Here is a 23,968-nt window from a genome sequence, read left to right on the forward strand (position 1 = left end):
CGACTCCCCGGACTCGTCAGACTCGTCAGTGGTTGTGTGCGGTCATGTGCGTACGGCGATCCCGTCCAGCACCGTCGACAGGTACTGCCTGGCGATCTCCTCGGCGCTGTACTGTCCGCCGGGCAGGTACCAGGCCGCGGCGACCCATACGGTGTCGCGCAGGAACCGGTAGGTGACCCTCATGTCGAGGTCGTCCCGGAAGACCTGGGCGGCGACCCCTCGCTCCAGTGCGGACAGCCACACCTTCTCGAACCTGGCCTGCGACGCTTCGAGGAACCGGAACCGCTCCTGCGCGATGAGCTGCCGGGCTTCCTTCTGGTAGATCGAGACGGCGGAGCGGTGCCGGTGAATCGCCCTGAACGACTCGGTGACAAGGGCCTCCAGGGTTTCCCTGGGCCCGCGTTCCGCGGCCAGGACGGTGTCGTAGGCGTCCCAGAGCTCGTCGAGGAAGGTCCGCAGGATCTCCTCGAGCATCGCGTCCTTGGACTCGAAGTAGTAGTAGAGGCTGCCCGCGAGCATGCCCGCGTCGTCCGCGATCCTGCGGACGGTGGTGGCGTTGTAGCCCAGGTCGGCGAAGACCGCGGCTGCCTTGTCGAGGAGTTCGCGGCGGCGGGCGGGCGCGGCGGTCACCGGGGGCTTCCCACTCGGCTTCGCGGCGGGTTTCCGGAGTTGCTTCTGAGGCGCTTTCTTGGTCGGCACGGTTCCATTGTGGGCTGCTCCGGTCGTCAGGGATGTTGGCTGCTGACGGCGACGACCTCTCCCGTCATGTACGAGGAGTAGCCGGACGCCAGGAACACGATCACGTTGGCCACCTCCCACGGCTCGGCGTACCGTCCGAAGGCCTCCCGCGCGGTCAGCTCCTCCAGCAGTTCGGGTGTGGTCACCTTCGCCAGGTGCGGGTGCATGGCGAGGCTCGGCGATACGGCGTTGACCCGGACTCCGTACTCGGCGGCCTCCAGGGCCGCGCACCTCGTCAGCGCCATGACCCCGGCCTTCGCCGCCGCGTAGTGCGCCTGCCCGGCCTGGGCGCGCCAGCCGACGACGGAGGCGTTGTTGACGATCACCCCACCGCCGCGCCCCCGCTCCCGTCCTGCCTGGTCACGAAAGAGCCGCAGTGCCGCCCGTATGCACCGGAACGTGCCGTTCAGCGTCACGTCCAGTACCCGGGACCACTGGTCGTCGCTCATGTCGACCAGGGCCGAGGTCCCGCCGAGTCCCGCGTTGTTGACGACTATGTCGAGCCGCCCGTGCTCCCGTACGGCGGCCTCGAACAGCGCGCGCACCTGGTCCTCGTCCGTCACGTCGCAGGGCATCGCTCCGACCGACTCCGCCCCGAACTCCCCGGCCAGCCGGGCCTCGTGCTCCTTGAGCCGTCGGGTGTGCGCGTCGCTGATCAGTACGCGTGCGCCCTCCTCCAACAAGCGCCGCGCGGTCGCCCCGCCGATGCCCGCGCCGGCCGCCGCGGTGACGACCGCGGTGCGTCCGCTGAGCAGTCCGTGCCCGGGGATGTACGCCGGAGCCTCGACGTTGTTCATGAGGGCACGCTAACCTACCAAACACTTGTTAGGGAACCTGCCAAACACTTGTTAGAACGCCCAAACGTTTGTCAGGGAAGGAGGGCACCCCCGTGGACCTGGCCCACTCCCCCGCCGACGAGGCCTTCCGTGCCGAGGCGCGCGCCTGGCTGCGCGACCGTGTCCCGCCCGAGCCGCTGCCCTCCCTGGAGACGGAGGAGGGCTTCGCCGCGCACCGCGCCTGGGAGGCCGAAATGGCGGCGGACCGCTGGTCGGTGGTGAACTGGCCGACGGCGTACGGCGGCCGTGACGCGGGCCTGCTGCGCTGGCTGATCTTCGAGGAGGAGTACTACGCGGCGGGCGCCCCCGGGCGCGTCAGCCAGAACGGCATCAGCCTCCTCGCCCCGACACTCTTCGACCACGGCACGGAGGAGCAACGGGCCCGGGTACTGCCGCCGATGGCCTCCGGGGAGGTGGTGTGGGCCCAGGCGTGGTCGGAGCCGGAGGCCGGGTCGGATCTCGCCTCGCTCACCTCCAGAGCCGTACGCACCGACGGAGGCTGGCTGCTCAGCGGCCAGAAGACCTGGTCGTCGCGTGCCGCCTTCGCGGATCGGGCGTTCGGCCTGTTCCGCAGCGAGCCGGACACCCCGAGACCCCACCAGGGTCTGACGTACGTCATGTTCGACCTGCGCGCCCCGGGTGTGACGGTCCGCCCGATCGGCCGCCTCGACGGCAAGCCGGCCTTCGCGGAGCTCTTCCTCGACGAGGTGTTCGTCCCGGACGAGGACGTCATCGGCGAGCCCGGCCAGGGCTGGCGCATCGCCATGTCCACCGCCGGCAACGAACGCGGCCTGATGCTCCGCTCCCCCGGCCGTTTCCTCGCGGCCTCCGCCCGACTGCACGACCTGTGGCACAGGCGAGGGCGTCCGTCCACGGAGCGTGCCCGGGTGGCCGACGCCCTGATAGGCGCCCGCGCCTACCAACTCTTCACCTACGCCGCCGCGTCCCGCTTCCTCGACGGCACCCCGGTCGGCCCGGAGTCCAGCCTGAACAAGGTCTTCTGGTCCGAGTACGACATGACCCTGCACGAGACGGCACTGGAACTGCTCGGTGAGGAGGGCGAGTTGGCCGACACCGCATGGTCCGAGGGCTATGTCTTCTCCCTCGCGGGCCCGATCTACGCGGGCACGAACGAGATCCAGCGCGACATCATCGCCGAGCGACTGCTGGGGCTGCCGAAGGGGCGACGCTGATGCGAGAAGGCTCCGCCGACACCGAAGGAAGGGCCGCGCGCACGAAAGGGGACGCGGTGACAAGGGAAGAAGCGCCGGGGCCGTCGAAGAGAGGCCGCTGATGCAGTTCCTCCTCGACACCGAACAGCGCGCGTTCGCCGATTCACTGAACGCGATGCTGACGGCCGCCGGCACGCCGTCGGTCATACGGGACTGGAGCCGTGCGGAGCACGCGAGCGGACGCGCGCTGTGGCGCCGTATCGCCAAGGCCGGGCTGTTCGCGCTGGCCGTCCCGGAGGAGTACGAGGGTGTGGGTCCCCTTCCGGTGGAACTGGCCGCCGCCTTCGTGGAGTTGGGCAGGCACGCGGTGCCGGGCCCACTGGTGGAGACGGTCACGGCGGCGGTCCTGCTGGCCGGGCTGGACGACCCGGGCCCGGCGAAGCGTCTGCTCCCGGCACTCGTGGCCGGGGAGGCCATGGCCACGGTCGCGCCCTGGGGGTCGTACGCCCTGGACGGGGACGCGGCGACGACCCGCCTGTCCCTGGCCGACGGCGAACTGCGGCTGGCCCCCGGCCACGGCCCGATCCGCCCGTCCCTGGACCCGGCCCGCCGCCTGACTCCTCTCTCCCCCGGCGGTGAGGTGCTCTCCACACGCCCACCCGTCCCCCGGGCGCTCCTGTGGGCTCGTCTCGCGGTGGCCGCCCAGTCCCTCGGCGTCGGACTGGCCCTGCTGGACCGGACGGTGGCCTACGTCAAGCAGCGAACGCAGTTCGGCGTGCCCATAGGTTCCTTCCAGGCGGTGAAGCACCGGCTGGCCGATGCCAAGATCGCCCTGGAGTTCGCGCGCCCGCTGGTCTTCGGGGCGGCGGTCACGTTGACCCCGGCCGATGTGGCGGCGGCCAAGGTCGCGGCCTGCGAGGCGGCGTACACCACCGCCCGCACCGCGCTGCAGTCGCACGGTGCGATCGGCTACACCGCGGAGTACGACCTGTCCCTGTGGCTGACCAAGGCCCGTGCGCTGCGGACGGCTTGGGGCAGCCCGGCGGAGTGCAGGGACGAAGTCCTGGGCGCCGCCGGTGATTTCAGTGGTGGTGGTCGCTGCTCGTGAGCTCCCGGTACTCCTTTGCCGTCGGCTTCTCGATGCGCGTCCCCGGCCCGAACATGGCCCGGGCGAGACGGGCGCGCAGCCGGTCGGTGGGCCTGACGCGCCGCCGCACCCCATGGGCGTCGACACGCGGCCCGATCTCGTACGGCGGATCCTGCTCATGCTGGGTGAGCGTGAACAGCCGCGCCTGGGAGAGCGGTTCGTGGACCTCGACGTACTCGCCGTGCGGGAGCCGTTTGATGATGCCGGTCTCCCGGCCGTGCAGCACTTTGTCGCGGTCCCGGAGCTGCAGCCCCAGACAGATCCGCTTGGTGACGATGAAGGCGACCACGGGCACGACGAAGAAACCGATGCGCACGAACCAGGTGATCGCGTTGATGGAGAGATGCAGACGGGTGGCGACGATGTCGTTGCCACCGCCGATCAGCAGGACGCCGTACAGACTCAGCCAGGCCACACCGAGTCCGGTGCGCACGGGTACGTTGCGCGGCCGGTCGAGGATGTGGTGTTCGCGTTTGTCGCCGGTGATCCATGCCTCGACGAACGGATAGACGCCGATGGCCAGCATGATCAGCGGGAAGAGGGAGAAGGGGATGAAGACGCCGAGGACGAGGGTGTGTCCGAAGGCGTTGATCTCCCATCCCGGCATCACCCGGATCAGGCCCTCGGAGAAGCCGAGGTACCAGTCGGGTTGGGCGCCGGTGGTGACCAGGTCGGGGCGGTAGGGCCCGAAGGCCCACACCGGGTTGATCGTCGCGATCGCGCCCATGAAGGTGAGCACGCCGAAGACGAGGAAGAAGAAGCCGCCGGCCTTGGCCATGTAGACCGGCATGAACGGCATGCCGACGACGGATTTCTGGTCCCGTCCGGGCCCGGGGTACTGGGTGTGCTTGTGGTAGAAGACGAGGATCAGGTGGGCGACGACGAGCCCCAGCATGATCCCGGGCAGCAGCAGCACATGGATCGGGAAGAGCCGGGAGATGATGTCGTGCCCGGGGAACTCCCCGCCAAACAGGAAGAACGACAGGTACGTCCCCACGACCGGGACGGACAGGATGGCGCCCTGGGCGAAGCGGATGCCGGTGCCGGAGAGCAGGTCGTCCGGGAGCGAGTAGCCGGTGAGGCCGGTGATGATGCCGAGGAACAGCAGCGTCCAGCCGAACAGCCAGTTCAGCTCGCGCGGCTTGCGGAAGGCGCCGGTGAAGAACACCCGCATCATGTGGATGAGCATCCCGGCGACGAAGACCAGCGCCGCCCAGTGGTGGATCTGCCGGATCAGCAGCCCACCGCGTACGTCGAAACTGATCTCCAGCGTGGACTCGTACGCCCGTGTCATCAGGACGCCGTTCAGCGGCTCGTACGTGCCGTTGTACTCGACCTCGACGCCGCTCGGTTCGAAGAACAGGGTCAGATAGACGCCGGTGAGGATCAGGATGAGGAAGCTGTAGAGGCAGATCTCGCCGAGCATGAACGACCAGTGGTCCGGGAACACCTTGCGCAGATTGGCCTTGGCGATCCCGTACAGCCCGAGCCGCCCATCGGCCCAGTCCGCGACCCGCTCCCCTTTACCGGCCTCGCCCCGTCGTCCCCGGCCGCTCGCCGCGGCGCCCCTCGCGCCCCCGCCGCTTCCACGACCACCGCTTCCACGGCCACCGTTTCCGCCACCGCCGTCCGACCTGCCCGCCCGCGCGCCGTCCATGCGTAGCCCTCCCCTCGGCTCGTCCCAGAGTGGCACGCACACCCGTTGATGTAAATGGGGCCCACTCCCCACTTATGCCACTCCGCTTCCACTCCTTACTCGACGAGCCCGAGCCCGCTGATGTGACATGCCCCGAGCCCGCCCGCGCGACGATTCCCCGGGCCGCCTCACCGCTCGCCCCCGACCGTTCGCTATTTTGTTCGCCGCCGTCCCCACCGGCTCAACATCAGTCCCGCACCCTCATAAGGAGCCGGCAGTGGAACCCGAGTCCCCGGAGTCCTCGCCCTCGACCCCGCCCCCGTCCCCCGCCCCGCCCGCCGTCTCCACGTGCTACCGCCACCCGAAAGTGGAGTCGTACGTCCGCTGCACGCGCTGCGAACGGTTCATCTGCCCGGACTGCATGCGTGACGCGGCGGTGGGCCACCAGTGCCCCGAGTGCGTGAAGGAGGGCGCGCGGACGGTCCGCCAGGCGCGGACGGCGTTCGGCGGCCGTATCTCGGTCGTGCCGCTGGTGACGTACCTGCTGATCGCCCTCAACGTCCTGGCCTACCTGGCCGAACTCGTCCGCCCGGAGATCGTGGACGACTTCGCGATGCTGGGACGCGGCCTGGTCGGCCCGGACGGGCTCCACTACGTCTGGCAGGAGGCCTACCCGTCCGACTTCCGCCCCGAGGGCGTGCTGGAGGGCGAGTGGTACCGCCTCCTGACCGGCGCGTTCCTCCACCTGCCGCCCACCGAGGGGACCTTCGGCATCCTCCACATCGTGATGAACATGGCCACGCTGTGGAACGTGGGCCGGGTGGTGGAGACCCAACTGGGCCGCGCCCGCTACCTGACCCTGTATCTGCTCTCGGCCCTCGGCGGCTCGGTCCTCGTGCTGCTCCTCGCCCCGGACAGCAACACGGTCGGCGCCTCCGGCGCGATCTTCGGCGTCTGCACCGCCTACTACGTCCTGGCCCGCCGCCTGGGCGCCGACCCGGCAGGCATCAACCGCTTCATGGCCGGCCTGCTGATCTGGCTGATCATCTCGGCGGTCGTCACATCCTGGCAGGGCCACCTCGGGGGGCTGCTGACGGGCGGCTTGATCGCCCTGGCCTTCGCCTACGCGCCTCGTGATCGACGGCGGGTGCTGGTGCAGGCGGGGGCGTGTGTGGCCGTACTGGCGCTGTTGGTGGTGCTGGCGGTGGGGTAGGTCGTGGCGATGACGGGCTGAGACGCGGAGCACGGCACATCGGGGCTCCCCGCCCCCGACATGCAGCAACGGCGCCTGCCCAGTCGTCCGGTCGGGGACTGGCGGGCAGGCGCCGTCTCGGGGGGTCTGGGGGGTCTCCCCCCAGATGTCCCGCCCGTACGCCGTTGTACGGGACGTGTGTCGGGGTGACCGTCAGGAAACCCCTCAGGTCACCGTGTTTCCGTGGCCGTCGGCCGTCAGACCGTCAGCGCGCGGTCCGTAGGACGGATCGGGGCCGGCAGGTCGCTCGCGCCGGTCAGGAAGCGGTCGCAGCCGCGGGCCGCCGAGCGGCCCTCCGCGATCGCCCACACGATCAGGGACTGGCCGCGACCGGCGTCGCCCGCGACGAACACGCCCGGCACGTTGGTCTGGAAGTCGGCGTCGCGCGCGATGTTGCCGCGCTCGTCCAGCTCCAGGCCGAACTGCTCCACCAGGCCGTTCTCGCGGTCGGTGCCCGTGAAGCCCATCGCCAGCGTCACCAGCTGGGCCGGGATCTTGCGCTCCGTGCCCGGCTTCTGCGTGAGCTTGCCGTCGACGAACTCGACCTCGACGAGGTGCAGCCACTGGACGTTGCCGTCCTCGTCGCCCTCGAAGTGGGTGGTCGAGACGGAGTAGACGCGCTCGCCGCCCTCCTCGTGGGCCGACGTGACCTTGTACAGCATCGGGAAGGTCGGCCACGGCTGGTGCGCGGCACGCTCCTCACCCGGCTTCGGCATGATCTCCAGCTGGGTCACGGAGGCCGCGCCCTGACGGTGGGCCGTACCCACGCAGTCCGCGCCCGTGTCGCCGCCGCCGATCACGACCACGTGCTTGCCCTCGGCCGAGATCGGGGAGGTGACGTAGTCGCCCTCCTGGACCTTGTTGGCCAGCGGCAGGTACTCCATGGCCTGGTAGATGCCGGTCAGCTCGCGGCCGGGGACCGGCAGGTCGCGCGCGGTCGTGGCGCCCGCCGCGATCACGACGGCGTCGTACCGCTTCTTCAGGTCCGTCGCCTTGAGGTCGCGGCCGATCTCGATGCCCGTACGGAAGCGGGTGCCCTCCGCGCGCATCTGCTCGATACGGCGGTTGATGTGCCGCTTCTCCATCTTGAACTCGGGGATGCCGTAGCGGAGCAGACCGCCGATGCGGTCCGCGCGCTCGTACACCGCGACCGTGTGGCCGGCCCGCGTCAGCTGCTGCGCCGCCGCCAGGCCCGCCGGGCCGGAGCCGATGACCGCGACCGTCTTGCCGGACAGGCGCTCGGGAGCCTGCGGGGCGACGTCGCCCGCCTCCCACGCCTTGTCGATGATCGAGACCTCGACGTTCTTGATGGTCACGGCCGGCTGGTTGATGCCGAGGACACAGGCCGACTCGCAGGGGGCCGGGCAGAGGCGACCGGTGAACTCCGGGAAGTTGTTGGTCGCGTGCAGCCGCTCCGAGGCCGCCGCCCAGTCCTCGCGGTAGGCGTAGTCGTTCCACTCGGGGATCAGGTTCCCGAGCGGACAGCCGTTGTGGCAGAACGGGATGCCGCAGTCCATGCAGCGCGACGCCTGCTTCGAGATGATCGGCAGCAGCGAGCCGGGGACGTAGACCTCGTTCCAGTCCTTCAGCCGTACGTCGACGGGGCGGGACTTGGCGACCTCGCGGCCGTGGTTCAGAAAGCCCTTGGGATCAGCCATTGGTCGCCGCCTCCATCATCTTCTCGGTGATCTCGGTCTCGGAGAGACCGGCTCGCTCGGCGGCGTCCTTGGCGGCGAGCACTGCCTTGTACGTGCTGGGGATGATCTTGCTGAAGCGGGTCACGGCCTCGTCCCACTCCGCGAGCAGCTTCTCGGCGACCGTGGAGCCGGTCTCCTCGGCGTGGCGGCGCACCACGTCGTGCAGCCACTGCTTGTCGTCGTCGGACAGGGCCTCGATGGCGCCCACGTTGCCGACGTTGACGTTGTCGCGGTTCAGGTCGATGACGTACGCGATACCGCCCGACATACCGGCCGCGAAGTTGCGGCCCGTCTCGCCGAGGACCACCGCGTGACCGCCGGTCATGTACTCGCAGCCGTGGTCGCCCACGCCCTCGGACACCACCAGGGCGCCGGAGTTGCGGACGCAGAACCGCTCACCCGTACGACCCCGGAGGAACAGCTCGCCGCCGGTCGCGCCGTAGGCGATGGTGTTGCCCGCGATCGTCGAGAACTCGGCGAGGTGGTCGGCGCCCCGGTCCGGGCGGACGATCACACGGCCGCCGGAGAGGCCCTTGCCGACGTAGTCGTTGGCGTCGCCCTCCAGGCGCAGCGTCACACCGCGCGGCAGGAACGCGCCGAACGACTGGCCCGCCGAGCCGGTGAAGGTGATGTCGATGGTGTCGTCGGGCAGACCGGCGCCGCCGAACTTCTTCGTCACCTCGTGGCCGAGCATCGTGCCGACCGTGCGGTTGATGTTGCGGACCTTGACCTGGGCGCGCACCGGCTGGGCGTCGGTGGCGTCCGAGGCGGCCAGCGCGTCCGCGGCGAGCTTGATCAGCTCGTTGTCGAGGGCCTTCTCCAGACCGTGGTCCTGCTCGATCACCTGGTGGCGCACCGCGCCCTCGGGCAGTTCGGGCACGTGGAACAGCGGGGCCAGGTCCAGGCCCTGCGCCTTCCAGTGGTCGACCGCGCGGGTCACGTCGAGCGTCTCGGCGTGGCCGACGGCCTCCTCGATCGAGCGGAAGCCCAGCTCGGCGAGGATCTCGCGGACCTCCTCGGCGATGAACTCGAAGAAGTTCACGACGTACTCGGCCTTGCCGGAGAACCGGTCGCGCAGCACCGGGTTCTGCGTGGCGATGCCGACCGGGCAGGTGTCCAGGTGGCAGACGCGCATCATCACGCAGCCGGACACGACCAGCGGCGCGGTGGCGAAGCCGAACTCCTCGGCGCCGAGCAGCGCGGCGATGACCACGTCACGGCCGGTCTTCAGCTGGCCGTCGGTCTGGACGACGATGCGGTCGCGCAGGCCGTTGAGCAGCAGCGTCTGCTGGGTCTCGGCGAGGCCGAGCTCCCAGGGGCCGCCCGCGTGCTTCAGCGACGTCAGCGGCGAGGCACCCGTACCGCCGTCGTGGCCGGAGATGAGGACGACGTCCGCGTGCGCCTTGGACACACCGGCCGCGACCGTGCCGACGCCGACCTCCGAGACCAGCTTCACGTGAATCCGCGCCTGCGGGTTCGCGTTCTTGAGGTCGTGGATCAGCTGGGCCAGGTCCTCGATGGAGTAGATGTCGTGGTGCGGCGGCGGGGAGATGAGGCCCACGCCCGGCGTCGAGTGACGCGTCTTGGCGACCCACGGGTACACCTTGTGGCCGGGCAGCTGACCGCCCTCACCGGGCTTGGCGCCCTGGGCCATCTTGATCTGGATGTCGTCCGCGTTGACCAGGTACTCGGAGGTCACACCGAAGCGGCCGGACGCCACCTGCTTGATCGACGAACGCCGCGCCGGGTCGTACAGACGGTCCGGGTCCTCGCCGCCCTCACCGGTGTTGGACTTGCCGCCCAACTGGTTCATGGCGATGGCGAGCGTCTCGTGCGCCTCCTTGGAGATGGAGCCGTACGACATGGCGCCGGTCGAGAACCGCTTGACGATCTCGGAGACCGGCTCGACCTCGTCGATCGGGATCGGCTGCCGGTCGGACTTGAAGCCGAACAGGCCGCGCAGCGTCATCAGGCGCTCGGACTGCTCGTTCACACGGTCCGTGTACTTCTTGAAGATGTCGTAGCGGCGCGCCCGGGTCGAGTGCTGGAGGCGGAAGACCGTCTCCGGGTCGAACAGGTGCGGCTCGCCCTCGCGACGCCACTGGTACTCGCCGCCTATGTCCAGGGCGCGGTGGGCCGGCGCGATGCCGGACGCCGGGTACGCCTTGGCGTGGCGGGCGGCGACCTCCTTGGCGATGACGTCGATGCCGACGCCGCCGATCTTGGTGGCCGTGCCGTTGAAGTACTTCTCGACGAACTCGTCGGCGAGGCCGACGGCCTCGAAGACCTGGGCGCCGCGGTAGGAGGCGACCGTGGAGATGCCCATCTTGGACATGACCTTCAGTACGCCCTTGCCGAGGGCGTAGATCAGGTTGCGGATGGCCTGCTCGGGCTCGATGTCGGAGAGGAACGTTCCGGCCCGGACCAGGTCCTCGACGGACTCCATCGCCAGGTACGGGTTGACGGCTGCGGCGCCGTAGCCGATGAGCAGGGCGACGTGGTGGACCTCGCGGACGTCACCGGCCTCGACCAGCAGGCCCACGTGGGTGCGCTGCTTGGTGCGGATGAGGTGGTGGTGGACGGCCGCGGTGAGCAGCAGCGACGGGATCGGCGCGTGCTCGGCGTCCGAGTGGCGGTCGGACAGGACGATCAGGCGGGCGCCGTTGTCGATGGCGGCGTCGGCCTCGGCGCAGATCTCCTCGATGCGCGCGGCGAGGGCGTCACCGCCGCCGGAGACCCGGTACAGGCCGGAGAGCGTGGCGGCCTTCATGCCGGGCATGTCGCCGTCGGCGTTGATGTGGATGAGCTTGGCCAGCTCGTCGTTGTCGATCACCGGGAAGGGCAGGGTGACCGACCGGCAGGACGCGGCGGTCGGCTCCAGCAGGTTGCCCTGCGGGCCCAGCGAGGAGCGCAGCGAGGTGACGAGCTCTTCGCGGATGGCGTCCAGCGGCGGGTTGGTGACCTGCGCGAACAGCTGGGTGAAGTAGTCGAAGAGCAGCCGCGGACGCGAGGACAGCGCGGCGATCGGTGAGTCCGTGCCCATGGAGCCGATCGGCTCGGCACCGGCCTTGGCCATCGGCGCGAGGATGACGCGCAGCTCCTCCTCGGTGTAGCCGAAGGTCTGCTGGCGGCGGGTGACCGAGGCGTGGGTGTGCACGATGTGCTCGCGCTCGGGCAGGTCGGAGAGCTCGATCTCGCCGGCCTCCAGCCACTCCGCGTACGGGTGCTCGGCGGCGAGCTGCGCCTTGATCTCGTCGTCCTCGATGATGCGGTGCTCGACGGTGTCGACGAGGAACATACGGCCGGGCTGCAGTCGGCCCTTGCGGACGACCTTGGAGGGCTCGATGTCGAGGACGCCGACCTCGGAGCCGAGGACGACGAGGCCGTCGTCGGTGACCCAGTAGCGGCCGGGGCGAAGGCCGTTGCGGTCGAGGACCGCGCCGACCTGCTTGCCGTCGGTGAAGGTGACGCAGGCCGGGCCGTCCCAGGGCTCCATCATCGTGGAGTGGTACTGGTAGAAGGCGCGCCGGGCCGGGTCCATGGAGTCGTGGTTCTCCCACGCCTCCGGGATCATCATCAGCACGGAGTGCGGCAGGGAGCGGCCACCGAGGTGGAGCAGTTCCAGGACCTCGTCGAACGAGGCGGAGTCGGAGGCGTCCGGCGTACAGATCGGGAAGATCCGCTTCAGCTTCTCCTGCGGGCCGAACAGGTCGGAGACCAGCTGGGACTCGCGGGCGCGCATCCAGTTGCGGTTGCCCATGACGGTGTTGATCTCACCGTTGTGGGCGACGAAGCGGTAGGGGTGCGCGAGCGGCCACGACGGGAAGGTGTTCGTGGAGAACCGGGAGTGCACGAGCGCGATCGCGGAGGCGAAGCGGCGGTCGGACAGGTCCGGGAAGAAGGGCTCCAGCTGGCCGGTGGTCAGCATGCCCTTGTAGACGATGGTCCGCGCGGACAGCGAGGGGAAGTAGACGTCGACCTCGCGCTCGGCGCGCTTGCGCAGCACGAACGTCTTGCGGTCGAGGTCGATGCCCGCGGCGGGCGCGGCCGTGCCGTCGGCGACGAAGACCTGACGGAAGACGGGCATCGTGGAGCGGGCCGTGGCACCGAGCAGTTCGGGGGCGACGGGCACCTCGCGCCAGCCGAGGACGGTCAGGCCCTCCTCGGCCGCGATCGCGTCGATACGGGCGGCGGCGTCGTCCGCGCCGTCCTCGGGGAGGAAGGCGATACCGACGGCGTAGGAGCCGGCCTCGGGCAGCTCGAATCCGGCCACCTCACGGAAGAACGCGTCCGGCACCTGGGAGAGGATGCCGGCGCCGTCACCGGAGTCCGGCTCGGAGCCGGTGGCTCCGCGGTGCTCCAGGTTGCGCAGAACGGTGAGCGCCTGCTCGACCAGCGCATGGCTCGCCTCGCCGGTGAGGGTGGCCACGAAGCCGACGCCACAGGCGTCGCGCTCGTTGCGGGGGTCGTACATACCCTGCGCGGCAGGGCGAGCATCCATGAACGACCACTTCTGGCCATTCGTGGAGTGCTGGGACGGCTGGCGCGGCGGACGCATCGGCTCTCCCGTCGTCGTCATCTGGCATATGCATTTGCCGAGGGACGACGCTGGCCCTCTGCGCGGAGTGCAAAATTTCGTGCAGGTTACATGATGGAGCGGTTCTCGGGAAGTGGATACTTCGTTCCAACATGCGGGACGCCGCGGGCGCGAAGCGGTGCTGCGCACAGCGGCGAAAGTGAGAAGAGTCGGCCGGGCAGATCCATGTCCGTCGACTCGGGGCGCAGAGGGCGTCGTCGCCCACCACGTGAGGTACTGCTGGGGGTGCGGCACAGGCGTCATTGCCTGAGCGCTTACGGCTCATGCCCGGCGGTTAAGCATTCGAAACCGTCTAGTAACGACTACTTATGCGGCCCCTCGCATACGTAGGCGATCCGATCCATCATACGGCCGTTCCGAACAGGCCGCCCAGGGCGTACGTCACACCCGCGGCGGCGCCTCCGAGGGCCAGCTGACGCAGCCCGCTGAACCACCATGTTCTGGCCGTCACCCGGGCCACCACCGCACCGCACACGAAGAGCCCGAGCAGCGCGACCAGCACGGCCGGCCACAGCACGCTCGCGCCGAACAGATACGGCAGTACGGGCAGCAGGGCGCCCAGGGCGAACGAGCCGAAGCTGGACACGGCGGCGACGGTCGGCGAGGGGAGGTCGCCGGGGTCGACGCCCAGCTCCTCACGCGCATGGATCTCCAGCGCCTGCTCGGGGTCGCTCGACAGCTGCCGCGCCACCTCGCGGGCGAGCCCCGGCTCGACACCCCGGCTCTCGTAGAGCGCGGCCAGTTCCTTCTCCTCGTCCTTGGGGTGCTTGCGCAGCTCCCGTCGCTCGACGTCGAGTTCGGCCTCGACGAGTTCGCGCTGCGAGGCCACGGAGGTGTACTCGCCGGCCGCCATGGAGAAGGCCCCGGCGGCGAGCCCCGCCAGCCCGGCGATGACGACCGCCTCGCGGCTCGCCGATCCCCCGGCGACACCGGTCATCAGCGCCAGATTGGACACGAGCCCGTCCATCGCGCCGAAGACGGCGGGCCGCAGCCAGCCGCCGGTCACGTCCCGGTGGGTGTGGTTGTCGCGGTGCGCCACGTGCAGCGCCGCTTCGGTCTCAATGATCGCCATATCTCGAACGTACGCTCGGAAAATCGCTTCTGCCAGCAAGGAAGGCCGTACTTACCGGGGTTGGGGCGGAGCCCGCCGGGGGCTCGCGACTGTTCGAGGAAACGATGACGCTCATTCGTACATGACGCCGCACAGATGTCGACCGGGTGATACCAGCCCGTTCCGGCGCCGGGCGAGGCACGTGATGTGGCAGAGATCTTGCAGGAAGAAATCTTCAGAGCAGATCAAGCACCAAGCACATCAATCAGGTCAACGGGCCGGACCGCCCCTTGGGCCAGAGAGGCGCCGTATGCCTTCCATCGTCTGCGTTCCGTCGGTACCGGCGCCGGGGGACGCCGCCGATCTCCGCGAGCGGGCGCGCGGAGCCATGCTCGGGCTCGCCGTCGGGGACGCGCTGGGGGCGCCCGCGGAGAACATGAAGCCGTCCGAGATCCGCGCGCGCTGGGGGCGCATCACGGGGTACGTGGCCGAGGACCCCTCCGGCACGGACGACACCGAGTACGCCATCTTCTCCGGGCTGCTGCTGGCCCGGCACGGCTCGGCGCTCACCGTCACGCATGTGGAGACGGCTTGGCACCAGTGGATCGCGGACCGCGACGAGGGCCCGTTCCGGGGCGCCGGCTTCAGCGAACGCGGCACCCTGGAGAACCTGCGCCGGGGCCTGGCCGCCCCCATCTCCGCCCAGCACCGGCACGCCTGGAGCGACGGTCTGGCCATGCGCGCGGCCCCCTTCGGCGTCTTCGCGGCCGGCCGTCCGGCGGAGGCCGCCCGACTGGTCGCCATCGACGGCTCGGTGAGCCACGAAGGGGAGGGCATCTACGGCGGCCAGGCGGTCGCCGCGGGCGTGGCGGCGGCCATGGCGGGCGCACCGACGATAGCGGTGGCGGCCTCCGCCCTGGCGGTCATCCCCGACGACTCCTGGACGGCCCGCTCCCTGCGCCGCGCGATGGCCGCCGCCCACCGCGGCGAACGCGCCGTCCGCTCCGCGGTGGTGATCGGCGGTTACCCCTGGACCGACCTCGCCCCCGAAGCCGTCGCCCTCGCCTTCGGCGCCTACGCGGCGGCCGACGGCGACTTCACCGAGTCCGTCCTCACCGCGGTCAACATGGGCCGCGACGCCGACACCACCGCGGCGGTCGCCGGCGCGTTGGCCGGCGCGACCCGGGGCGCCTCGGCGATCCCGACCGACTGGGCCGCGGCCGTCGGCCCCGCGCGCGGCACCTGCCTGCCGTCGATGGCGGGCCATCACGTGCTGGACGTCGCGGAGTTGCTGGTCCCCGGCGAGGGCGGCAAGTGGGCCACGAGCACGGATCCCCTGCGACACGACGAGTGGCGACTGCCGGACCCGAGCGCCCTCACTTCGGCATCCGACGACAACCTCGCCCTGAGGCCGGACAACAACACGGAGACCCCCTGATGAAACCGCCGACCCCGTGGGACGGGACGACGCCCGGCACAACGCCTTCGCTGTGGGACGAGGAGCCACCGGGCACAACCTCGGCCGCGCACGACGCGGCCCCGCCCGCCACCGCACCCCCCTACGGGGAAGGGGAGCCGCCCGGCGCGAAGCCGATCTCGTGGGACGCGGCGACGACCGCAGCCCCCGCCCCGTCTGCCGAGACCGCGCCCACCGTCGCACCCACCTCGTGGGCGGAGACCATCTCCGGCGGGATGGAACTCACGGTCGTGGCGCAGCCGCTCGCCCCCCGACCCGCGGTCGCCGACGGTGAGAACGCCCCCCACAGGCCACCCGCACCCGACGACGAAAGTCGCACGGGTGATGCCGGTGGTGCGGGTGGTCCTGGTGGTGCCGGTCGGAACAACCCGGCCGAAGGCGAAACCGAGGCCCGCACCGCGCACCCCCCGGAGGGCCGCCGTATCGAAGGCCTCCTCCTCGGCCTCGCCGCGGGCGACGCCGCCGGCTGGCCGGCCGCCCGCCACCGCGCCGCCCGCATGCCGGAGTGGACCCGCCGCCTCACCCGCGAACTGGACACGTTCGCGGAGCAGAACGCGACCACCACGCTGCCGGTGCCGATCGCGCTCAACCAACCCCCCGAGCCCCTACGCCTCGGTCCCTCCGACGACGCGGAGTGGGCGGCGTTCGCGGCGGAGGCCGTACTGCGGGCCGGGGACGCGGGCGCACTGGGCGACCTGAGCCTGGAAAGACGCACCCGAGCCTCCATCGACCTGTCCTGGAACGCCGTTGCCAGCGAGATCGCGGCGGCGGCGGAACGCGCCCCCGAGGTCGAGTCCGCCGTACTCCCCCTGCGCGCCCGTATCTCCGTACGCGCCGGACTGGGCAACCTCGCCACCGGCCTGCGCCCACCCGCCACCGGCCACGACAACCCGCACTACTTCGACGACGCGGCCTGTGTACGCGCCTGCGTGCTGGCGATCGCCCACCCCGGCGAACCCCGACCGGCCGCCGAGCTGGCCGAGTTCGACGCCCGCTACACCCAGGACGGCGACGGGGTGCACGGCGCCCGCGCGATGGCCGCCGCACTGGCACTCGCCCTGGTGGGCGCGGACGTGGACGACTGCGTGGCGGCGGCGCTGGCCGAACTCCCCGAGGAGACCGAGATCGGCCGCAACGCCCGGCACGCCCTGGACCTGGCCCACCGCCACAAGAGAGAAGGAACATTCGCTCTGGTGCCGCTCCTTGAGCACCAGATCGTCGACCATGTCTACAGCTACGGCATCGCCGCCGCCGAGACCGTCCCCGTGGCCCTCGCCCTGGCCACCGCCGCCCGCGGCCGGATCGCCGAGGCGGTCCCCGCAGCCGCCTGTCTCTCCCGCGTCGCCGACTCCGCCCCCGCCCTCGCCGGCGCCCTGACCGGCGCGCTCAGCGGCGGCGCCGCCATCCCCGACGCCTGGCGGGACGCCTGCCGCACCCTCTCCGGCTGCGCCCTCCCCCGCCTCACCGGTACGGATCTCGTACACCTCGCCGAACTTCTCGCAGCCACGGAACTGGCCGTCCCAGGAGGATGATTCGGGCATGACGCCCTCCCCGGAACCCCCTGCTGAAGGCACCCCCGAACCGACCGCCGAAGCGACCGGCGGACCGACAACCGACGCACCCACCGAAGTAACCGCCGACGCACCCCCCACAGCGGCCCTCGAAGACCGCGTCACCGGCGCCCTGGTCGGTGCCGCGGTCGGTGACGCGCTCGGCGGCCCGGTCGAGGGCTACGCCCCGGAGCAGATCCTCGAACGCCACGGAGGCCGGGTCCACGGCATCGTCGGCCCCTGGAACGGCGACGACTGGCGCACCGCCCGCCCCATCGCCCCGTACCACAAGGGCGACGGCCATGTCACCGACGACACCTTGATGACGCACGCGCTGGTAAGGGTCTACGCGAAGGTCCGCGACCACCTCGACGCGTACGCGATCGCCGAGCACCTGGTGCCGGACCTGATGACGACCCCCCGCTGGATCCCGGAACTGGAGGCCGAGGCCCTGCCCCTGCACCGTGTCTTCCTCGCGGAGAAATGGCTGGTGGCCCGCCTCCACTACGGCCACATCGACCCCCGCGAGGCCGGCGTCGGCAACATCGTCAACTGCGGTGCCGCGATGTACATGGCCCCCGTCGGCCTGGTCAACGCCGCCGACCCCAGGGGCGCGTACGCCGAGGCGCTCGACATCGCCGGTGCCCATCAGTCGTCGTACGGCAGGGAGGCGGCGGGCGTGTTCGCGGCGGCGGTGGCGGCGGCTTGCCGGCCGGGCGCGACCGCCGAGTCGGTGATCGGGACATGCGTCCGCCTGGCGAAGGACGGCACACGCCAGGCGATCGAGTCGGTGTGCGAAGTCGCGTCCCGCCACTCGGACTTCGAGTCGGCGCTGCGCCCCCTGCGCGAGGCGGTGACCCCCTTCGACACGGTCGGCCCCGACTACCGCGCCCCCTCCCTCGGCGCCCGCCGCCCCTCCCGTCTGCACGCGATCGAGGAACTGCCCATCGCCCTGGGCATGTTGCTGGTGGCCCGCGGCGACTACCGCCACGCGGTCCTGGGTTCGGTGAACTACGGCCGCGACTGCGACTCCATCGCCACGATGTCGGGCGCCCTGGCGGGAGCGCTGGGCTCGGAGATCCCGCCGGACTGGGCGAAAACGGTCGCCGAGGCCAGCCGCCTGGACCTGCACGCGCCGGCGACGACCCTCGCCGAGGTCACCCGGGAGATCCACGACCGGGACGTACGCCGCCGCCGGGCCCACGAGGCCGCCTTCACCGCCCTGGCGGTCGCCCGGTGACCCCTCTCCGCCTCACCTGGGTCCAGCCGGAGGACCTGCTGGGCCATGAACTCCACCAGGCGTCCCAGGACGGCCGCGAGCCCACGGCCATCGCCGCCCGCTGGTACGCGGCGGGCGGCGGGGAGGCCCCCGCGCGTGCGGGCGCCTCACCACAACCGGCGTCGCGGTATCTGCGGTTGCTGGCCGAGGACTTGCTGGACGAACTGGCGGACCTGCCGAGCGGCTTGGCGGACGAGGAGCCGACAGAACTGAGCAGGATCAAGGCGCTGTGCCGGCTCCGGCCCGCTCGGCCTGCGGGCAGTCGTGCCGCTGGGGCGATGGAGGTCCCCCCGCACAAACAAAGCCGAGAGTGGGGGAGGGTGGGCGCAGGCGGCACCCCGCAAGCGCCGGTAAGCGCAACGCCCGGGGGTCCGGGGGCGGAGCCCTCAGCTTCGGGAAGGGGTGGGCCCGGGGAAGAAACCCCTCCCACCCCAGCCGCCCACCTCCACCGCCTGGAAGCCGCCTGGCTGGGCCGCGCCGCCGGCTGCCTCCTCGGCAAACCCGTGGAAAAACTCCCCCTCCCCGCCATCCGCCAACTCGCGAAGTCCACCGGCAACTGGCCCCTGACCACCTTTTTCACCGCCAGAGGCGTCCCCGCCGGCCTCTTGCAGGCCCACCCCTGGAACCGCCGCTCCGCCCCCACCTCGCTCGCCGAGAACATCGACGGCATGCCGGAGGACGACGACCTCAACTACCCCCTCCTCAACCTCCTCCTGCTCCAGCGCCACGGCCCCGACTTCACCACCACCGACGTAGCCCGCCTCTGGCTGGACGAACTTCCCGCAGGCCGCACGTTCACCGCCGAACGCATCGCCTACCGCAACCTCCTCACCGGCATCGAGCCACCCCGCACGGCCCGCCACCGCAACCCGTTCCGCGAATGGATCGGCGCCCTGATCCGCGCCGACGTCCACGGCTGGACCAACCCGGGCGACCCGGCCGCCGCAGCCGAACAGGCCCACCGCGACGCCACCCTCACGCACACGGCGAACGGCGTCTACGCCGCGATGTACATCGCGGCCACCATCGCCGAGGCCGCGACCGGCACCCACGACATCCACCACTGTCTGCGCACCGGCCTGACCGTCGTCCCCCCGAACTCCCGCCTGGCGAAGGCGATCCACCACGCCCTTCAACTGGCCCACGAGAACCGGGACTTCGACACGGTCGTGGACGAACTCCACACCACCTACGCCGACCACCACTGGGTCCACGCCATCCCCAACACGGCCCTGCTCACCGCCGCCCTCACCCACGCGGACGGCGACTTCACCGCCTCCATCTGCCGCGCGGTGTCGGGCGGTTGGGACACCGACTCCAACGGCGCGACGGCGGGCAGCATCGCGGGCCTGCTGGCCGGCTCCCCGGACGCACTCCCCGATCGCTGGACGGCCCCCCTCAAGAACCGCCTGGCCACCTCGATCGCCGACTTCAACGGCATCGGCTTCGACGCCCTCGCCCAGCTCACCCTCCGGGAGACCGCTCCTCCATGCCCGCAGTGAACGAGTCCGTGCCCCCAGTGAACGAGTCCCTGACCGCGGCGAACGAGAAGCCCGCCCCGCTCACCCACCTCCGGGTCCTCGATCTGGCCACCCTCTTCGCCGGTCCCCTCGCCGCCACGATGCTCGGTGACTTCGGCGCGGAGGTCATCAAGGTCGAGCACCCGACCAGACCGGACCCGTCCCGTGGTCACGGCCCGTCGAAGGGCGGTGTGGGCCTGTGGTGGAAGCTCCTCGGCCGCAACAAGCGCACACTGACGCTCAACCTCTCCAGCCCCGGCGGCCGCGACACCCTTCTCCGCCTCGCCGCGACCTCCGACGTCATCATCGAGAACTTCCGCCCCGGCACCCTGGAGAAGTGGGGCCTGGGCTGGCGGGACCTCTCCGCGGTGAACCCCCGTCTGGTCCTGGCCCGCGTCACCGGCTTCGGCCAGTTCGGCCCGTACGCGCATCGCCCCGGCTTCGGCACACTGGCCGAGGCGATGAGCGGCTTCGCCGCGATCACCGGCGAGCCCGACTCCCCGCCGGTCCTGCCGCCCTTCGGCCTCGCCGACTCGATCGCGGGTCTGACGACGGCGTACGCGGTGATGACGGCGCTCGCCGCCCGCGACCGCACCGGCGAGGGCCAGGTCGTCGACATGGCGATCATCGAGCCGATCCTCACGGTCCTCGGCCCCCAGCCCCTCTGGTACGACCAGCTCGGCCACGTCCAGCCCCGCACCGGCAATCGTTCCGCCAACAACGCCCCCCGCAACACCTACCGCACGGCGGACGACACGTGGGTGGCGGTCTCCACCTCGGCGCAGTCGGTGGCGGAACGGGTGATGCGCCTGGTCGGCCGCCCCGAACTGATCGACGAGCCCTGGTTCGGCTCCGGCGCCGAACGCGCCCGCCACACGGACGTCCTCGACGAGGCGGTCGGCGCGTGGATCGCCCGCCACACCCGCGAGGAGGTCATCGAGGCGTTCGAGAAGGCGGAGGCGGCGGTCGCCCCCATCCAGGACGTACGGGACGTGATGACGGACCCCCAGTACCAGGCCCTGGACACGATCACGACCGTCGACGACCCCGACCTGGGCCCGCTGCGCATGCAGAACGTCCTCTTCCGGCTCTCCGCCACCCCCGGCGCCATCCGCTGGGCGGGCCGCCCGCACGGCGCGGACACGGAAGCGATCCTCACCGAACTGGGCCTGACGGAGACGGACATCGCCACGCTCCGCGAGGAGGGCGCCCTGTGATCCCCCTGACCTGGCTCTACGTCCCCGGGGACCGCCCGGAGGTCGTCGCCAAGGCCCTGGCCTCCGGCGCGGACGTGGTGATCGTCGACCTGGAGGACGCCGTCGCCCCCGATCGCAAGGAGTACGCCCGCGCGGCGACGGCGGACCTGCTCTCGGAACCCCCGCCGGTCCCGGTCCACGTCCGCGTGAACCCCCTGCACACGGCCCGATCGTCAGCGGACCTGAAGACCCTGACCCCGCTCCCGGGTCTCTCCGGCCTCCGCCTCCCCAAGGTCACATCCCCTGCCGACGTCGTACGCGTCGCGGAGCGGACCGCCCCCGCCGAAGGTGGCGCCCTCCCCCTGTACGCCCTCGTCGAGTCGGCCCTGGGTGTGGAACGCGCCTACGACATCGCGTCCGCCCACCCCGCCGTCCACGGCATCGCCCTGGGCGAGGCCGATCTCCGCGCCGACCTGGGCGTACGGGACGACACCGCCCTGGACTGGCCCCGTTCCCGAGTCGTCCTGGCCGCCCGCGCCGCCGGTCTCCCCTCCCCCGCCCAGTCGATCTACCCCGACACCAGGGACCTGGACGGCCTCTCCCACTCCTGCGCCCACGGCCGCACCCTGGGCTTCATCGGCCGCGCGGCGATCCACCCCCGCCAACTCCCGGTCATCGAGAAGGCATACGCCCCCACCCAGCAGGAGATCGAATCGGCTCAGGAAATCATCGAGGTGGCGGCCTCGCTCCCGGGCGCCCACTCCCTCCCGGACGGCCGCTTCATCGACCCGGCGGTGGTAGCGGGCGCCCACCGAACCCTGACCTTGGCCAACCGCCCCACCAAACGCTGACCACCCCCGAACCCGAAAACCCACCCGCCCTGAAGAGGCGGGTGGGTGGGGAACATCCGCCGCGAGCGGCGGATCACAGCAACCGAAGCGAAACCTCAGCTCTTCTCGACAGGCTCAGCCCGGTCCTCGTCCTTGGCGTCAGCGGACTCCGAGCTCTCGTCGCCCTTCTCCTTCGACTCCGCCGAGGCCTCCACCGACTCCGCGTCACCGTCCTTCTCGACGTCCGCGGTGTCCCCGCCCTCGCCCAAGGCGCCGGGCTCGACGATCTCTTCCCGCCCCGGCCGCTTCCGAGCCGACAGGACGATGTAGACCACGGCGAGGATGAACACGAACAGCGCGGTCCAGTTGTTGAGGCGCAGCCCGAGAATGTGGTGGGCGTCGTCGACGCGCATGTACTCGATCCAGAACCGCCCGGCGCAGTACGCGGCGACATACAGCGCGAACGCCCGCCCGTGCCCGAGCTTGAACCGACGGTCGGCCCAGATGACGAGCAGCGCGACACCGATGCACCACAGCGACTCGTAGAGGAACGTCGGGTGGTACGTCCCCGGCACCCGCCCGTCCGTGGAGGACGTGATCTCCAGGGCCCACGGCAGATCCGTCGGCTTCCCGTACAGCTCCTGGTTGAACCAGTTGCCCCACCGCCCGATCGCCTGTGCGAGGGCGATGCCGGGTGCGACGGCGTCGGCGTACGCGGGCAGCGGGATACCACGACGGCGGCACCCGATCCACGCCCCGACGGCCCCGAGGGCGATCGCGCCCCAGATACCGAGGCCGCCCTCCCAGACCTTGAAGGCGTCCACCCAGTCACGGCCCTCGCTGAAGTACAGCTCATAGTCCGTGATCACGTGGTAGAGCCGTCCGCCGACGAGGCCGAAGGGCACGGCCCAGACCGCGATGTCGGCGACCGTACCGGCCTGCCCGCCCCGGGCGATCCAGCGTTTGTTGCCGAGCCAGACGGCTACGAAGACACCGATGATGATGCAGAAGGCGTAGCCGCGCAGCGGGACGGGACCGAGGTACAGGACCCCGCGCGACGGGCTGGGAATGTAGGCAAGTTCCATGGCAGGACCGACGCTACCCTGCCGTGCCCTGGAGACGGCAGGCAGCCCGGCAACGGGTCCATAACGCCGCGCGCCGAAGCACCCGGCTCGACCGCATCACCACTGTCACCCCTTGGCCTTCGCCTCCACCATCTGCTTCAGCTTGGCGGGGGTCATCGACCGGTCCGCGTAGATGTTGGTGCCGTTGAGGAAGACGGTCGGAGTGCCCCCGAAACCGCCCTTCTGGAAGGCCTTGTTCGACTTCCCGACCCAGCTGTTGTGGGTGCCGTCCTCCACGCACGTACGGAAGGCGGAGGAGTCCAGCCCGTCGACCTTCTTGGCGAGGTCGAGGAGCTTGCTGTCGCTGGCGTAGTCGTCGTTGGTCTCGGCGGGCTGGCTCTCGTAGAGCACATCGTGGTAAGCGGGGAACCTGCCCTCGTTCTGCGCGCACGCGGCGGCGTTGGCGGCCTTGCGGGAGCCGCTGCCGCCCATGTTGCCGTCGATCAGGGTGACGAGGTGGTACTCGACCTTCAGCTTCCCGGCCTCGGTCAGCTCATGGATCGTCGAGCGGTACGCGTCCTCGAAGGACTTGCAGGCCGGGCAGCGGAAGTCCTCCCAGACCGTGAGGGTCGACCGGGCGCCGGCGTCCCCCACGGGGATCGCGAGGCTGTCCTCGCCGTTGGCCCCCAAGGGCTCCACGACCGGGCCCGAGGTGTCGGCGCTGTCACCCTTGTCCGCGTTCGCCGCCACGACGCCGATCACGGCGGCCAGGCCCAGGACGCACAGCCCCGAGGCACCGACGATCAGGGTCCGACGTCGCTTCTCCGCGGCCTTCTGCTTCTCGCGCTCCTGTGCCAGCCGCTCACGGGCGGTGCGCTTTCCATCACGGTTCTTCTCGCTCACATCCCGCAGAACGAACCGGGGAG

Annotated in this window: 17 protein-coding genes; 9 read left to right on the forward strand and 8 right to left on the reverse strand. The window is 71.0% G+C overall.

Annotated features, from left to right (window positions below; all coding sequences use genetic code 11):
- Positions 1-42: 42 nt before the first annotated feature.
- Positions 43-699 carry a TetR/AcrR family transcriptional regulator gene (locus STRIP9103_RS28850; protein ID WP_009326326.1) on the reverse strand — a complete coding sequence of 219 codons (657 nt, stop codon included), beginning with the start codon at positions 697-699 and terminating at the stop codon, positions 43-45.
- A gap of 26 nt (positions 700-725) precedes the next feature.
- A complete protein-coding gene (locus STRIP9103_RS28855) occupies positions 726-1,535 on the reverse strand; it encodes an SDR family oxidoreductase (protein ID WP_009326341.1) in 810 nt (269 codons plus the stop codon).
- 92 nt (positions 1,536-1,627) lie between these two features.
- Between STRIP9103_RS28855 and STRIP9103_RS28860 the strand changes: the two genes are divergently transcribed.
- Both STRIP9103_RS28860 and STRIP9103_RS28865 read left to right on the forward strand, forming a co-directional pair.
- Positions 1,628-2,767 (forward strand): acyl-CoA dehydrogenase family protein, encoded by a 1,140-nt coding sequence (locus tag STRIP9103_RS28860; RefSeq protein ID WP_009326318.1) that lies wholly within the window; start codon positions 1,628-1,630, stop codon positions 2,765-2,767.
- Positions 2,768-2,867: 100 nt separating this feature from the next.
- A complete protein-coding gene (locus STRIP9103_RS28865; protein ID WP_009326349.1) occupies positions 2,868-3,854 on the forward strand; it encodes an acyl-CoA dehydrogenase family protein in 987 nt (328 codons plus the stop codon).
- Here the strand turns inward: STRIP9103_RS28865 and qcrB are convergent.
- Positions 3,829-5,550 (reverse strand): cytochrome bc1 complex cytochrome b subunit, encoded by a 1,722-nt coding sequence (gene qcrB, locus STRIP9103_RS28870; RefSeq protein ID WP_009326353.1) that lies wholly within the window; start codon positions 5,548-5,550, stop codon positions 3,829-3,831. The two genes, STRIP9103_RS28865 and qcrB, sit on opposite strands and share 26 nt — an antisense overlap.
- A 256-nt stretch (positions 5,551-5,806) precedes the next feature.
- Between qcrB and STRIP9103_RS28875 the strand changes: the two genes are divergently transcribed.
- Entirely contained in the window at positions 5,807-6,742 is a 936-nt protein-coding gene (locus STRIP9103_RS28875; RefSeq protein WP_009326348.1) for a rhomboid family intramembrane serine protease, read from the forward strand.
- Between the two features lie 236 nt (positions 6,743-6,978).
- On the opposite strand, the gene STRIP9103_RS28880 is transcribed toward STRIP9103_RS28875, so the two are convergent.
- The 3 genes from STRIP9103_RS28880 to STRIP9103_RS28890 form a co-directional block, all read right to left on the reverse strand.
- Complete coding sequence (locus STRIP9103_RS28880; protein WP_009326355.1) at positions 6,979-8,439, reverse strand: glutamate synthase subunit beta; 1,461 nt, start codon at positions 8,437-8,439, stop codon at positions 6,979-6,981.
- Positions 8,432-13,036 carry a glutamate synthase large subunit gene (gltB, locus tag STRIP9103_RS28885; protein ID WP_009326363.1) on the reverse strand — a complete coding sequence of 1,535 codons (4,605 nt, stop codon included), beginning with the start codon at positions 13,034-13,036 and terminating at the stop codon, positions 8,432-8,434. Before gltB ends, STRIP9103_RS28880 begins: the two co-directional genes overlap by 8 nt.
- 382 nt (positions 13,037-13,418) lie before the next feature.
- Positions 13,419-14,147: a VIT1/CCC1 transporter family protein gene (locus tag STRIP9103_RS28890; RefSeq protein ID WP_009326358.1), complete on the reverse strand. Its 729-nt coding sequence runs from the start codon at positions 14,145-14,147 to the stop codon at positions 13,419-13,421.
- A 289-nt stretch (positions 14,148-14,436) separates the two neighbouring features.
- Here STRIP9103_RS28890 and STRIP9103_RS28895 point away from each other — a divergent pair, with 289 nt between their 5' ends.
- Genes STRIP9103_RS28895 through STRIP9103_RS28920 form a run of 6 tightly spaced genes read left to right on the forward strand, consistent with a single transcriptional unit; the run spans position 14,437 to position 21,999 of the window.
- Positions 14,437-15,564, forward strand: a complete 1,128-nt coding sequence (locus tag STRIP9103_RS28895) for an ADP-ribosylglycohydrolase family protein (protein WP_048821168.1) — start codon at positions 14,437-14,439, stop codon at positions 15,562-15,564.
- Positions 15,564-17,135 carry an ADP-ribosylglycohydrolase family protein gene (locus STRIP9103_RS28900; RefSeq protein WP_009326352.1) on the forward strand — a complete coding sequence of 524 codons (1,572 nt, stop codon included), beginning with the start codon at positions 15,564-15,566 and terminating at the stop codon, positions 17,133-17,135. Before STRIP9103_RS28895 ends, STRIP9103_RS28900 begins: the two co-directional genes overlap by 1 nt.
- A gap of 7 nt (positions 17,136-17,142) precedes the next feature.
- Positions 17,143-18,393: an ADP-ribosylglycohydrolase family protein gene (locus STRIP9103_RS28905; RefSeq protein ID WP_009326362.1), complete on the forward strand. Its 1,251-nt coding sequence runs from the start codon at positions 17,143-17,145 to the stop codon at positions 18,391-18,393.
- Entirely contained in the window at positions 18,390-19,934 is a 1,545-nt protein-coding gene (locus tag STRIP9103_RS28910; RefSeq protein WP_009326357.1) for an ADP-ribosylglycohydrolase family protein, read from the forward strand. The genes STRIP9103_RS28905 and STRIP9103_RS28910 overlap by 4 nt, the downstream gene beginning before the upstream one ends.
- Entirely contained in the window at positions 19,922-21,169 is a 1,248-nt protein-coding gene (locus STRIP9103_RS28915) for a CaiB/BaiF CoA transferase family protein (protein ID WP_009326354.1), read from the forward strand. Before STRIP9103_RS28910 ends, STRIP9103_RS28915 begins: the two co-directional genes overlap by 13 nt.
- Complete coding sequence (locus tag STRIP9103_RS28920) at positions 21,166-21,999, forward strand: HpcH/HpaI aldolase/citrate lyase family protein (RefSeq protein ID WP_009326337.1); 834 nt, start codon at positions 21,166-21,168, stop codon at positions 21,997-21,999. Before STRIP9103_RS28915 ends, STRIP9103_RS28920 begins: the two co-directional genes overlap by 4 nt.
- Before the next feature lie 95 nt (positions 22,000-22,094).
- On the opposite strand, the gene lgt is transcribed toward STRIP9103_RS28920, so the two are convergent.
- Both lgt and STRIP9103_RS28930 read right to left on the reverse strand, forming a co-directional pair.
- Entirely contained in the window at positions 22,095-23,063 is a 969-nt protein-coding gene (gene lgt, locus STRIP9103_RS28925) for a prolipoprotein diacylglyceryl transferase (protein ID WP_009326320.1), read from the reverse strand.
- A 105-nt stretch (positions 23,064-23,168) separates the two neighbouring features.
- Positions 23,169-23,945, reverse strand: coding sequence for a DsbA family protein (locus STRIP9103_RS28930; protein WP_009326329.1), 777 nt, complete (start codon positions 23,943-23,945; stop codon positions 23,169-23,171).
- Positions 23,946-23,968 lie beyond the last annotated feature (23 nt).

The sequence above is a fragment of the Streptomyces ipomoeae 91-03 genome (assembly GCF_000317595.1).
Lineage (GTDB): Bacteria > Actinomycetota > Actinomycetes > Streptomycetales > Streptomycetaceae > Streptomyces > Streptomyces ipomoeae.